11 protein-coding genes are annotated in these 12,684 nt (G+C 70.2%); 2 read left to right on the top strand and 9 right to left on the bottom strand.

The features are described from left to right. Nucleotides 1-108: 108 nt before the first annotated feature. Complete coding sequence (locus ACFY5C_RS29255) at nucleotides 109-630, bottom strand: DUF6668 family protein (RefSeq protein WP_389449386.1); 522 nt, start codon at nucleotides 628-630, stop codon at nucleotides 109-111. Between the two features lie 291 nt (nucleotides 631-921). Here ACFY5C_RS29255 and ACFY5C_RS29250 point away from each other — a divergent pair, with 291 nt between their 5' ends. Further along, nucleotides 922-2,322: a tetratricopeptide repeat protein gene (locus ACFY5C_RS29250; RefSeq protein ID WP_389449383.1), complete on the top strand. Its 1,401-nt coding sequence runs from the start codon at nucleotides 922-924 to the stop codon at nucleotides 2,320-2,322. Between the two features lie 13 nt (nucleotides 2,323-2,335). Here ACFY5C_RS29250 and ACFY5C_RS29245 read toward each other — a convergent pair whose 3' ends face one another. The 4 genes from ACFY5C_RS29245 to ACFY5C_RS29230 all read right to left on the bottom strand — a co-directional run bounded on the left by ACFY5C_RS29245 (nucleotide 2,336) and on the right by ACFY5C_RS29230 (nucleotide 6,250). Beyond that, on the bottom strand, nucleotides 2,336-3,286 hold the full coding sequence (locus tag ACFY5C_RS29245; RefSeq protein WP_389449380.1) for a M28 family metallopeptidase: 951 nt from the start codon (nucleotides 3,284-3,286) through the stop codon (nucleotides 2,336-2,338). A gap of 160 nt (nucleotides 3,287-3,446) precedes the next feature. Then, nucleotides 3,447-3,929: a VOC family protein gene (locus ACFY5C_RS29240; RefSeq protein ID WP_389449377.1), complete on the bottom strand. Its 483-nt coding sequence runs from the start codon at nucleotides 3,927-3,929 to the stop codon at nucleotides 3,447-3,449. Between the two features lie 284 nt (nucleotides 3,930-4,213). Further along, a complete protein-coding gene (gene rarD / locus ACFY5C_RS29235) occupies nucleotides 4,214-5,167 on the bottom strand; it encodes an EamA family transporter RarD (RefSeq protein ID WP_389449374.1) in 954 nt (317 codons plus the stop codon). A gap of 228 nt (nucleotides 5,168-5,395) precedes the next feature. Beyond that, nucleotides 5,396-6,250, bottom strand: a complete 855-nt coding sequence (locus ACFY5C_RS29230) for an SDR family oxidoreductase (RefSeq protein WP_389449371.1) — start codon at nucleotides 6,248-6,250, stop codon at nucleotides 5,396-5,398. A gap of 89 nt (nucleotides 6,251-6,339) precedes the next feature. Here ACFY5C_RS29230 and ACFY5C_RS29225 point away from each other — a divergent pair, with 89 nt between their 5' ends. Continuing rightward, complete coding sequence (locus ACFY5C_RS29225) at nucleotides 6,340-6,738, top strand: winged helix-turn-helix transcriptional regulator (RefSeq protein ID WP_389449368.1); 399 nt, start codon at nucleotides 6,340-6,342, stop codon at nucleotides 6,736-6,738. A gap of 184 nt (nucleotides 6,739-6,922) precedes the next feature. On the opposite strand, the gene ACFY5C_RS29220 is transcribed toward ACFY5C_RS29225, so the two are convergent. From ACFY5C_RS29220 to ACFY5C_RS29205, 4 genes are all read right to left on the bottom strand, one after another. Then, on the bottom strand, nucleotides 6,923-8,002 hold the full coding sequence (locus tag ACFY5C_RS29220; protein ID WP_389449365.1) for a 2-oxoacid:ferredoxin oxidoreductase subunit beta: 1,080 nt from the start codon (nucleotides 8,000-8,002) through the stop codon (nucleotides 6,923-6,925). Next, nucleotides 7,995-9,923 (bottom strand): 2-oxoacid:acceptor oxidoreductase subunit alpha, encoded by a 1,929-nt coding sequence (locus ACFY5C_RS29215; protein WP_389449363.1) that lies wholly within the window; start codon nucleotides 9,921-9,923, stop codon nucleotides 7,995-7,997. The genes ACFY5C_RS29220 and ACFY5C_RS29215 overlap by 8 nt, the downstream gene beginning before the upstream one ends. 287 nt (nucleotides 9,924-10,210) lie before the next feature. Then, nucleotides 10,211-10,909, bottom strand: a complete 699-nt coding sequence (locus tag ACFY5C_RS29210) for a LuxR C-terminal-related transcriptional regulator (protein WP_389449360.1) — start codon at nucleotides 10,907-10,909, stop codon at nucleotides 10,211-10,213. A gap of 316 nt (nucleotides 10,910-11,225) precedes the next feature. After that, entirely contained in the window at nucleotides 11,226-12,590 is a 1,365-nt protein-coding gene (locus tag ACFY5C_RS29205; protein WP_389449358.1) for a sensor histidine kinase, read from the bottom strand. Nucleotides 12,591-12,684 lie beyond the last annotated feature (94 nt).

Raw genomic sequence — 12,684 nt, 5'->3', positions numbered from 1 at the left:
CTTACGCCCGGCCGACCCATACCCCCGACCCCCGTACGCCCGACCGGACCGTACCCCCGGCCCGCCCGCCGCCCAGCCGACCTGAACCGCAGGGCCGAACGGTCCGCCTCAGTGAGAGCGCCCCGTCAACCGAGCCAACGCCGCCGCCTCCCGCGGCGCCTGTCCGTTCAGTTCCCCGAGCCGCCAGGCAGCCACCCACGGCACCCGGTACACGTCGATGACCGACTCGATCACCTTGACGCGTTCGACGAGCGGTCGCGGCAGCCGGCCCGGCGCGTCCGCGACCAGGACGACCGCATCGAGATCGAGCCCGTGCGGCGCCTCCCCGCGGCGGAAGACCTCGAGGGCGCCCAGGACCGCGGCCAGCCCGGCCGCATGCGTGCGGGCCACGAGCAGCACCGACGGGGGGTCGGCCGGTCCGGGCCAGTCGCGTCCGCAGTCATGTCCGCCGTAGACCGCGGCGAGCGTGGAGGCACCCGCTCCGCCGTGCACGCCGAGCCAGGAGAAGCGCCGGGGCGAGACGGCGGCAGGGGAGGGCGGGGGTTCCGCGGGCAGGGCCACCGGTCCGCGGAGCCAGATCTCCGGCCCCGGCTCGGGCCGCCCCTGCTGCACGTGCATGTCAGTCCGCATGCCCGTACTCCTCCCTCCCATGCGATTGATCTTGACGCCAGGCATGAGAACGCTGTGACGTGGCACAAGCTCCTGGAACGAGTCTGTGACGCCCCGGTGACGCCCGCGCCGGGCGCTACCGGAGAGACTCGACAGTACGGGTACGACGTGTCCGAAGTACGTGCGCGACGTGTCCGACCTGTACGACCGGATGTTGATGCCGGGGAAGCGGTACCCGACGGCGGGAGGGACCACCATGGAGCCCGAACGTGCTGTCGGCGAAACCCCCGACACATGCGAGTGAGGGAAGCGATGTCTCGACTGAGCCGCGCGATGAAGCGGGAACAGAAACGCGCCGCGGCCGGGGCGGCCCCCGTGGTCGCGCCGATCGACGTACGCGTCCCCGCCGGCGGTCCGGGCGCGGGCGGTGCGTCGATCGGCGGCGTGCCCGTCACGGCGGTTCCCGGTGAGGAGATCCAGCACACCGTTCTGACCCATCTCCAGCGCATCGCCGTCGCCGCGGGTCACTCCGTGCACGCCACGATCCACGACGAGCGGATCGGGTACGTCGTGCCGCTGCGGGTGGAGGCGGACGGCTCCAGCCACTTCACCGACGAGCCCGTGCGCACGCCTCCGGCCGCGCCGAGCGAGCCCCCGGTGCCGGCAGACGCCGTACGGCCTCCCGCGGACCCGCCCGCCCCACCCGCGCCACCGGCATCACAGCCTGGGCCGCTCGCCCCGCCCCCGCCCGCGCCACCGGCATCACAGCCCGCCCCGCCCGCCCCACAGCCCTTGCCACCCGCGCCGCCTGCGCAGCTCCCCTCGGACCAGGCTCCTTATCGGGACCGGCCCACGCACGTCCTACGACCGCTGCCGGGCACGGAACCGGAGGCCTCACCCACGTTCCGGCTGCGCGCGCTGCCCGAGCCGGTGGGGGACGCCGTACCCGGCACGGTCCCACCGCCGCTGGGGGAGTTCGGCCCACCGCCCTCCATGGACGTGTGGCCGGAGCCGGCGGACCTACCCGCCTCGCCCCCTGCCCCCGCCTCGCCCCCTGCCCCCCTCCCTACTCCTGCACCCGTCCCGACTCCTGCCGCCGCCCGGGTCCCCGACGCCGTCCTCGCCCCCGACCCCACCCCCAACCCCACCCCCGAGCTCGACCCCAAGCCCACCCCGCCCCGTGGGTTCGACGCCGTGGCCGAAGCGGTCCTCGGGGACGCGCCTCCGGCCACGACCGCCGACGCCTCGCCCTTCGCGCAGCAGCTGGCGCAGGTCAACGAGGCCGTGAAGGAAGGGCGGACGACGGAGGCGACGGCGCTCGCGGAGCGGACCGTGGTCCAGGCGTCGGCCGTGCTGGGGCTGGAGCACCCCGACGTGCTCGGGATGCGTGAACTGGCCGCGTACATCGCCTACCTGGCGGGGGACCCGGAGCGCGCTTTCGCGCTCGCCCTCGACGTGGCCCGAACGCATCACCGCACCCACGACGCGGAGGCGGCGTACGGCAGCCTCCACGGCGCGGCCACGGCCTGGCGGGCGGTAAGAGACCCGGCCCTGGGCCTGGCCCTGGGCCGGGACCTGCTCGCACTGTGGGACGAGCTCGTGGCGGAGGGCGGCCCGGCCGCCGAGGAGGCCGAGGAACTGGAGTCGGCCCACGCCCGCATGGACCGCCTCGCCGCCCGAGCCGCCAAGTCGGCCGAACCGCCCACCGGTTGAAGACCGAGGTGCCTTACTCCGACAGCTCCCACACCGCGTACGCGACGGCGTCACTGTTGCGGTTCAGAGCGGTGTCGTTGATGTTGGACGTGTTGTCGCAGGACGAGTGGTAGCAGCGGTCGAAGGACTGCCCCGACGTACCGCCCCACTTGGCCGCCTGCGCCGCGGTCTTCGTACGGCTGGCCCCCGTGAACAGCCCGCCCACCGGCACGCCCGCGCTCTTGAACGGCGCGTGGTCGGAGCGGCCGTCGCCCTCGGTCTCGATCTCGGTCGCGACGCCGAGGCCGGCGTAGTAGTCCTTGAAGGTCTTCTCGATCGCGGGGTCGTCGTCGTAGACGAAGTAGCCGGGGTTGGGCGAGCCGATCATGTCGAAGTTCAGATAGCCGCTGATCTTCGCGCGGTTGGCGGAGGAGAGGTTGTTGACGTAGTAGCGGGAGCCGACGAGCCCCAGCTCCTCAGCGCCCCACCAGGCGAAGCGCAGATGCTTGGTGGGCTGGTAGCCGGCCCGCGACACGGCGAGCGCGGTCTCCAGGACGGCCGCGGAGCCGGAGCCGTTGTCGTTGATGCCGGGGCCGGAGGAGACGCTGTCGAGATGCGAGCCGGCCATGACGACCTGGTTGGTGTCGCCGCCGGGCCAGTCGGCGATCAGGTTGTAGCCGGTACGGCCGGAGGCCGTGAACTGCTGGATGGCGGTGGTGAACCCAGCGGCGTCCAGCTTGGCCTTCACATAGTCGAGGGAGGCCTTGTAGCCGGGGCGGCCGTGGGCGCGGTTGCCGCCGTTGGCGGTGGCTATGGACTGGAGCTGGGTGAGGTGGGCCTTCACGCTCGCCACGGGTATGTCGGGCGCGGCGGCGACGGCGACGGCGGGCGCGGGTGCCGCGCCGGCTATGGATCCGCCGGTCAGCAGCAGGACGGCCGCGACGGTACCGGCCGTCATCGCGCGCCCGGAGACGGAGAGCTTCATGTGGGGGGCTCCGAATTCCAGGGGGCTCCCTGTGGGGTGGCCACAGGGGAGCCACAATGAATGAGGTTCCTGGATCGTGGAGCTAAGCCTGACTCTCCGTCAAGAGGGCTGTCGGCGCAGGAAGTTCGGGAACGGGAGGGGGTTTGGGGGCCGGTGTGCCTCACTGCACGCAGAACTCGTTCCCCTCCGGATCCGCCATCACCGCCCACTCCCCGCCCGGCTCCTTCACGTGCCGCAGCACGCTCGCCCCGAGCCCCTCCAGCCGCTGGACCTCGCTCTCGCGCTCCCCGGCCGCCGCGTGCAGATCGAGATGGAGCCGGTTCTTGACGGACTTCGCCTCCGGCACGCGCTGGAACAGCACCCGCCGCCCCAGCCCCGTGCCGCTGTCCTTGTCGAACGGGTCGTCCGGATGCCGTACGGCCACCAGGTCCCGGAAGGCGAGCCGCGCGTGGAACTCGACGACGGCCTCCCGCGGCAGCACGCCGAGCTCCAGCAGCCGCTCGATGAACGCGCCGTTGTCCTCGACCTCGTAGTGCAGGGCGGCGGCCCAGAAGTCGGCCTGGGACTGGGGGTTGGCGCTGTCGACGACGAGCTTCCAGTGGAGGGGGATGGGGGCGGAGGTGGATTTCGGTGCCTGTGTCATGCGACCACTCATATGGGGTGCGGGAGGGGGCCGCAATGAGAATCGCCGGGGCGGGGCGGTCTGGGCCGGTTCGGTGTCCGCGGGTGCGGCTCTGTCCGAGCCGGTTCTGTGTCCGCGGGTGCGGGCGGCCTTGGCCGGTTCGGTGTCCGCGGGTGCGGGGCTGTCCGAGCCGGTTCGGTGTCCGCCGGTACGTGCGGTCTGAGCTGGTCCGGTGTCCGCCGGTACGTGCGGTCTGAGCCGGTCCGGTGTCCGCCGGTACGTGCAGTCTCAGCCCGCCCGGCGTTTCAGGCGTCCACCGCGGCGGACGCCGGCTTCTCCACCAGCGGCACGCTGAGCCGGGCCACCCTGCCCCTGTGTGCGGAGCGCCACGCATCGGCCGTCAGCAAGGTCAACGCCAGCCACACCAGCGCGAACCCGGCCCACCGCTCGGCAGGCATCGCCTCATGGAAGTAGAGGATGCCGAGCAGGAACTGGAAGACCGGCGCCAGGTACTGCAGCAGCCCCAGCGTCGACAGCGGCACGCGTATCGCAGCCGCGCCGAAGCAGACGAGCGGCAGGGCGGTGACGACCCCGGTGGCCGCGAGCAGGGCCACATGGCCGGGCCCCTGCGAGGTGAACGTCGACTCCCCGCGCGCCGCCAGCCACGCCAGATACCCCACGGCAGGCAGGAACTGGATCGCGGTCTCCGCGGCCAGCGATTCGACGCCGCCGAGGTTGACCTTCTTCTTCACCAGACCGTAAGTGGCGAAGGAGAAGGCGAGGGTGAGAGAGATCCACGGCGGCCGCCCGTACCCGACGGTCAGCACGACCACGGCGGCGAGGCCGACCCCGACCGCCGCCCACTGCACCGGCCGCAGCCGCTCCTTCAGCAGCAGCACGCCCATCGCGATGGTGACGAGCGGATTGATGAAGTACCCGAGGGACGCCTCGACCACGTGTCCCGAGTTCACGGACCAGATGTAGACGCCCCAGTTGACGGTGATCACGGCCGCGGCAACGGTGACGAGCGCCAGCCGCCGCGGCTGCCGTATCAGCTCACCCGCCCAGGCCCAGCGCCGTACGAAGACCAGCGCGACCGCCACGAAGACAAGGGACCAGGCCATCCGGTGCGCGAGGATCTCGCCCGCGCCGGCGGGCTTCAGCAGAGGCCAGAAGAGGGGCACGAGCCCCCACATCCCGTACGCGGCGAAGCCGTTCAGCAGTCCTATACGCCGCTCTCCCTGCGACTTTCCGCTCACGGCCCCCTCCTTCGCGCACACACCGGACCGCGCCCATACGACGGTCTGCACGAAGGTAACGCCGAATGCCCCCGGCTGTCATGCCCGTATCGCCATACGGTCATGACAGGCGGGGGCGGAGCTCCCAAGATGCACTGGGGCAGTCGCGCCCAAGGTGCACCGGGGGAGTCAGCCCTTGGGGACTCGGTCCGCGGGAACCCGGTCCTCAGGCGCTCGGCCCTCGGGCACTCAGGCCTTGAGCCCGGCCGCGATCGCTTCGGCGAGCGGCGTGGTCGGACGGCCGGCCAGCCGGGACAGGTCCCCGCTGTCGACGACCAGCTCGCCCTTCTCGATGGAGGCGTCCACGCCCGCGAGGATCACAGCGAACTGCTCGGGCACCCCGGCGCCGGTCAGGATGCCGACGAGGGCGTCGGTGGAGACGGCGTTGTCGGCGATCTCCTTGCCGGTCTGCCGGCTCAGCTCGGCGGCGTACTCGGCGAGGCTCCAGGCGACGTCGCCGCCCAGCTCGTACGTCTGGTTCTCGTGCCCCTCGCCGGTCAGTACGGCGACGGCGGCGGCCGCGTAGTCGGCGCGGGCGGCGGAGGAGACGCGGCCCTCGCCGGCGGCGTGGGTGACCGCGTTGTACTGCAGGACCGGTGCGAGGTTCTCGGTGTAGTTCTCGTGGTACCAGCCGTTGCGCAGCAGCGCGTACGGCAGCCCGGACTCCAGGAGCACCTTCTCGGTGCCGCGGTGGTCGTCGGCGAGGGCGGCCGTGAGGCTGCCCGGGGCGCTGGTGTAGGCGAGCAGGGCGACACCGGCCGCCTTTGCGGCGTCGATGACGACCTTGTGCTGACCGACGCGGTCGTTGCCCACCTCGCTGCCGGATATGAGGAGCACCTTGTCGCCGGCGGCGAACACTCCGTCGAAGCTCCCGGGCGCGTTGTAGTCGGCGACGGCGATCTTCACGCCGCGCTCGGCGAAGTCGGCGCCCTTCTCGGGCGTGCGGACCACGGCAGTGATCTGGTCGGCCGGAACCTTCTCCAGCAACTGCTCCACGACGTGGCGGCCGAGATGTCCGGTGGCTCCGGTGACGACGATGCTCATGATCAGTACTCCTTGTGGGGTGCGTTCGCACTAACCCTAGGAGTGGCGCTAACTGAGCGAAAGTACCCACTTTGAAGTAAGGTACTGGCATGGCAGTAAGTAGCGTGGTGAGCGGGACGACGAGCAAGTACGACACCGGCGAGCAGATGTGCCCCCATCGCCTTGTCCTGGAGCACGTCACCAGCCGCTGGGGCGTGCTCGTCCTGATCGAACTCCTGGAGCGCCCCTACCGCTTCAGCGAACTGCGCCGGGCGATCGGCCGCGTCAGCGAGAAGATGCTGACCCAGACCCTCCAGACCCTGGAACGGGACGGCCTGATCCACCGCGACGCCCAGCCGGTGATCCCTCCGCGGGTCGACTACTCCCTGACCGACCTGGGACGCGAGGCGGCGGAACAGGTGCTGGGGCTGGCCCTGTGGACCAAGGAGCGGATGGGAGAGGTGCAGAAGGCGCGGGACGAGTACGACGCGCGCAAGAGCGGCTCCTGAAGGACACACCCACGGGTGAGCAGGACCAAGGGATGCGGTCAGCAGACCCGGTCAGCAGGACCCAGGACGGCAGGACCCAGGTCCCAGGACGGCAGGACCCAGGGCGGCAGGACCCCGGCCGGAGCGGCCGAGAGCCCGGATACCGTACGACACCCAGGCCCTCAACCCTCTTCGAACATCCCGGTCAGCCCACTACCGTCCAGGTGTCCCCACCGGCCAGCAGCGCGGCCAGGTCGCCCTTGCCGTTCTGCTCGATCGCCGTGTCCAGCTGGTCGGCCATCTGCGTGTCGTACACCGGACGCTCCACCGAGCGCAGCACGCCGATCGGGGTGTGGTGCAGGGTGTCCGGGTCGGCGAGGCGGGACAGGGCGAAGGCCGTGGTCGGGGATGCGCAGTGGGCATCGTGGATCAGGATCTGCGACTCGTTGTCCGGGGTGACGGTGACGACTCTCAGGTCGCCCGTCTGCGGATCCCGAACGACGCCGCGCGCGCCGTCGGCGCCGAAGCGGATCGGCTGCCCGTGCTCGAGGCGGATCACCGCCTCTTCGGCCTGCTGCTTGTCCTTGAGGACCTCGAAGGCGCCGTCGTTGAAGATGTTGCAGTTCTGGTAGATCTCGATCAGCGCCGTGCCACGGTGGGCGGCCGCCTCGCGCAGCACCTGGGTGAGGTGCTTGCGGTCGGAGTCCACGGTCCGCGCCACGAAGGACGCCTCCGCGCCGATGGCCAGGGACACCGGGTTGAAGGGCGCGTCCAGCGAGCCCATCGGCGTCGACTTGGTGACCTTGCCGACCTCGGAGGTCGGGGAGTACTGGCCCTTGGTCAGGCCGTAGATCCGGTTGTTGAACAGCAGGATCTTGAGGTTGACGTTGCGGCGCAGGGCGTGGATCAGATGGTTGCCGCCGATCGACAGCGCGTCACCGTCGCCCGTGACGACCCATACGCTCAGGTCCCGGCGCGACGTGGCCAGCCCGGTCGCGATCGCGGGGGCGCGGCCGTGGATGGAGTGCATGCCGTACGTGTTCATGTAGTACGGGAAGCGGGACGAGCAGCCGATGCCCGAGACGAAGACGATGTTCTCCTTCGCCAGGCCCAGCTCCGGCATGAAGCCCTGAACCGCGGCGAGGATCGCGTAGTCACCGCAGCCGGGGCACCAGCGCACTTCCTGATCGGACTTGAAGTCCTTCATGGACTGGCGTGCCTCGGCCTTGGGGATGAGCGAAAGTGCCTCGATCGTGCCCGTGCCTTCCGTGGACGTCTCAGGCATCGATGGCCTCCTTGAGAGCCTTGGCGAGCTGTTCCGCCTTGAACGGCATGCCGTTGACCTGGTTGTACGAGTGGGCATCCACCAGGTACCTCGCCCGGACCAGAGTGGCGAGCTGACCGAGGTTCATCTCGGGGATCACCACCTTCTCGTAGCGTCCGAGTACCACGCCCAGGTTGCGCGGGAACGGGTTCAGATGGCGCAGATGCGCCTGCGCGATCGACTCGCCGGCGGTGCGCAGCCGGCGGACCGCGGCCGTGATCGGGCCGTACGTCGATCCCCAGCCCAGCACCAGCGTCTTCGCCTCGTGCGGGTCGTCGACCTCCAGGTCGGGCACCTCGATGCCGTCGATCTTGGCCTGGCGGGTGCGGACCATGAAGTCGTGGTTGGCCGGGGCGTAGGAGATGTTCCCCGTGCCGTCCTCCTTCTCGATGCCGCCGATCCGGTGCTCCAGGCCCGGTGTGCCCGGGACGGCCCACGGCCGGGCAAGGGTCTGCGCATCGCGCTTGTACGGCCAGAAGACCTCGCTGCCGTCCTCCAGGGTGTGGTTCGGGCCCTGCGCGAACTGAACGGTCAGATCCGGCAGCTCCTCCAGCTCCGGGATCCGCCAGGGCTCCGAGCCGTTGGCGAGATAGCCGTCCGACAGCAGCATCACCGGCGTGCGGTACGTCAACGCGATCCGCGCCGCCTCCAGAGCGGCGTCGAAGCAGTCGGCCGGGGTGCACGGGGCGACGATCGGGACCGGCGCCTCGCCGTTGCGGCCGAACATCGCCTGCAACAGGTCCGCCTGCTCCGTCTTGGTCGGCAGCCCTGTCGATGGCCCGCCGCGCTGGATGTCGATCACCAGCAGCGGCAGCTCCAGCGACACCGCCAGCCCGATCGTCTCCGACTTCAGCGCCACACCGGGGCCGGACGTCGTGGTCACCGCCAGCGAACCGCCGAAGGCCGCGCCCAGCGCCGCGCCGATGCCCGCGATCTCGTCCTCGGCCTGGAAGGTCCGCACACCGAAGTTCTTGTGCCGGCTCAGCTCGTGCAGGATGTCCGAGGCCGGGGTGATCGGATACGAGCCCAGATACAACGGCAGGTCCGCCTGGCGGGACGCGGCGATCAGCCCGTAGGACAGGGCAAGGTTCCCGGAGATGTTGCGGTAGGTGCCGACCGGGAACGCGGTCGTCGCCGGGGCGATCTCGTAGGAGACGGCGAAGTCCTCCGTCGTCTCCCCGAAGTTCCAGCCCGCCCGGAACGCGGCGATGTTCGCCGCCGCGATGTCCGGCTTCTTGGCGAACTTCACCGTCAGGAACTTCTCGGTGCCCTCCGTCGGCCGGTGGTACATCCAGCTCAGCAACCCCAGCGCGAACATGTTCTTGCTGCGTTCGGCCTCCTTGCGGGTGAGGTCGAACTCCTTCAGCGCCTCGACCGTCAGCGTCGTCAGCGGCACGGGATGGAGGCTGTAGCCGTCGAGCGAGCCGTCCTCCAGGGGGCTGGTGTCATAGCCCACCTTCTGCATCGCCCGTTTGGTGAACTCGTCCGTGTTGACGATGATCTCCGCGCCGCGCGGAAGGTCGCCGATGTTGGCCTTCAGGGCCGCCGGGTTCATCGCCACCAGAACGTTCGGTGCGTCGCCCGGCGTCAGGATGTCGTGGTCGGCGAAATGCAGCTGAAAGGAGGACACGCCCGGCAGGGTGCCGGCGGGAGCGCGGATCTCGGCCGGGAAGTTCGGCAACGTCGACAGGTCGTTGCCGAAGGACGCCGTCTCCGAGGTGAAACGGTCACCGGTGAGCTGCATACCGTCACCGGAATCCCCCGCGAAACGAATGATCACCCGGTCCAGCCGGCGGACATCCTTCGTCCCTGCCGGTTTGCGCTGTTCTCCCACGACGGCTTCGTCGGCCTGCTCCGCTGGGCTACTGACCTGGCTGGTCACTGAACTGGACCTCCTTCGAGGCGGCTGTCTGCGCTGACCTTCCCGCAAGCCTTCCCAGGATCAACCCTACGTCCGCAAAGGTCGCCCTCCCTGGGCCATTCGCATGACGGACGTGGGTTTGAGCTGGTTCGCCACCCTGATTTGTCATGATTCACGCGCCCCCCGACGCTTCTTTTGAAGACGCTCCATGTTCTTGGTTCGGTTGCCGCGTTCGTGCTTGCCGGCCGGCCGGTTCGCTGGGCCCCGCACCAAACGGTTGCCCATGTGACCGACACGGTGTCAGTCCGTCAGGAGTTCAGATAGGTGAGGACCGCGAGAACGCGTCGGTGATCCCCGTCACTCTGGGACAGTCCGAGCTTGAGGAAGATGTTGCTGACGTGCTTCTCGACGGCACCGTCGCTCACCACCAGCTGCCGGGCGATCGCGGAATTGGTCCGCCCTTCCGCCATCAGCCCCAGGACCTCCCGCTCCCGCGGGGTCAGCCCCGCCAGTACGTCCTGCTTACGGCTGCGGCCCAGCAGCTGGGCGACGACCTCCGGGTCGAGGGCCGTACCCCCTTGGGCCACCCGCACGACGGCGTCCACGAACTCCCGAACCTCCGCCACGCGGTCCTTGAGCAGATAGCCGACTCCACGGCTGGAACCGGCCAGCAGTTCCGTGGCGTACCGCTCCTCCACATACTGCGACAGTACGAGTACCCCGAGTCCGGGGTGCGTCTTGCGCAGCTGCACGGCCGCCCGCACGCCTTCGTCGGTGTGCGTCGGCGGCATTCTGACGTCCGCCACCACCACATCCGGCAGCTCGCCCTGTGCGTCCAGCTCAGTGATGGTCTTGATCAACGCGTCGCCGTCCCCGACGCCGGCCACGACCTCGTGCCCACGGTCGGTCAACAGCCGGGTCAGCCCCTCCCTGAGCAGCACCGAATCCTCGGCGATGACCACCCGCACCCTGTCCTCCACGATCCCCGGCCCCCCGCGCCTCGGCATTCGGCATTCGGCCGAGCGTGCCCCGGCCCTGTCGTCCTCGTGACCTCAGTATCCCGCGATCTGCTCTCCGCCACTGGGCCTGTGGATAACCTGCCCGAGCCGGTTGGGATCGCTTGTGGACAAAGGAGGCGTCTTGGGGGGCGCGTGCCCGGGAGCACTCGCCTTCAAGAGACTCGAGGACGGCCGAGGGCCGAAGAAGGGCGTGGGGGGCGTGACGATGGCCTGGAGGCGGACGAGGTCCGCTCCAGGCCAATGACAATGGTCGAACTACACAGTTGACAATGGTCGAACTACACAGTGGGTCTACAAGGTGCGGCTACACGGTCCGCCAGGGAAGCTCCGCCGTAACCCGCGTAGGCCCACCGACCGGCGAGTCCACCACCAGGATCCCGTCCACCGCGTCCAGCCGCTCTGCCAGCCCGGCCAGCCCCGACCCTCCGGATATGTCGGCGCCACCGATCCCGTTGTCCACGACCTGCAGCATCAGCCGGTTCTCCACCCGCCACACATCCACCGCCGCCCATGTGGCCCGAGCATGCTTGCTGATGTTCTGCAGCAGCTCCGACACGGTGAAGTAGGCGATCCCCTCGATCGCCGGCACCGGTCGCTCGTCCACATCCACCTGGACCTCCACCGGCACCGTGCACCGCGAGGCCACCGCCGACAGGGCGGCGTCCAGCCCTCGGTCGGTCAGGACCGCCGGATGGATCCCGCGGGCCAGATCCCGCAGCTCCTGAAGTGCCGTCTTCACCTCACCGTGCGCCTCGTCGACCATCCGCGCCGCAGCCTGCGGGTCCTCCGTCAGCTTCTCCTTCGCCAGACCCAGATCCATGGCCAGAGCCACCAGGCGGGCCTGGGCACCGTCGTGCAGGTCGCGCTCGATGCGCCGCAGGTCGGCAGCGGCCGTATCGACCACGACGCCGCGGTCCGACTCCAGCTCCACCACGCGCGTGGCCAGCCGCGACGGCCCGAGCAGGCCATGCACCAGCAGCCGGTCCACCTGCGTCAGCGCCCGCACGATCCACGGCGTGGCCAGCGTGAACAGCAGGCCCACCAGCGCGGTGACCGTGATCTCGAAGGGGTTGTCGAGGTAGAACTGGTGCGTCTCGTCGCCGTACACCTGAAGGCCGTCCTGGCCGGCCCACATCGGGAACACCCAGAACCACAGCGGATACGTCAGCAGCGCCCAGCCGTACGCCCAGACATTCACGGCGACGACGAAGGAGAACACCGCCCACGGGAAGTGCAGCACCGCGTACAGCACGCTCCGCCACGACGTGCCGCTCTTCAGTACGGCGCCCACCCACGCCATGAACCCGCGCCGGCGCATCCGCAGCGGTTCCGGGTCGGCCACGTCCAGGTGCAGCAACGCACGCGCGCGTGCCCGCTCCAGCGCGCCGAAGGCACGGCAGCCGGCGAGCCCCGCCGCCAGCACCGGGATGCCGAGGAACGTGACCAGCAGGCCCGCGCCCAGCGACACCATCGTGATGGCGTAGACGAACAGCATGATGCTGATCGGCAGGCTCAGCAGCACATACCCGAACTCGCGCCAGCTGCGTGCCTCGAACGGCGCCCGAAGCCCGGCCGGCAGCCGGTGCCGTCGCTCGCCGCCGTGCTCGGGAAGGCCGTGCTCGGGGTAATCGAGCCCGTGCCCGTAGCCCTGTCCGTACTCCGTGGCCATCGGCGTCGTCCGTTCTTCTCGTCCCGTCAGCCCCGCCCGGGGCTGTGCCGTCGTATCTCCAACCCTGCTGCGCCGCAGGTCCACGGACCATGGA

It is taken from the genome of Streptomyces sp. NPDC012935 (assembly GCF_042900345.1).
Classification (GTDB): domain Bacteria; phylum Actinomycetota; class Actinomycetes; order Streptomycetales; family Streptomycetaceae; genus Streptomyces.
This window is presented reverse-complemented; position numbering and strand designations above follow the sequence as displayed.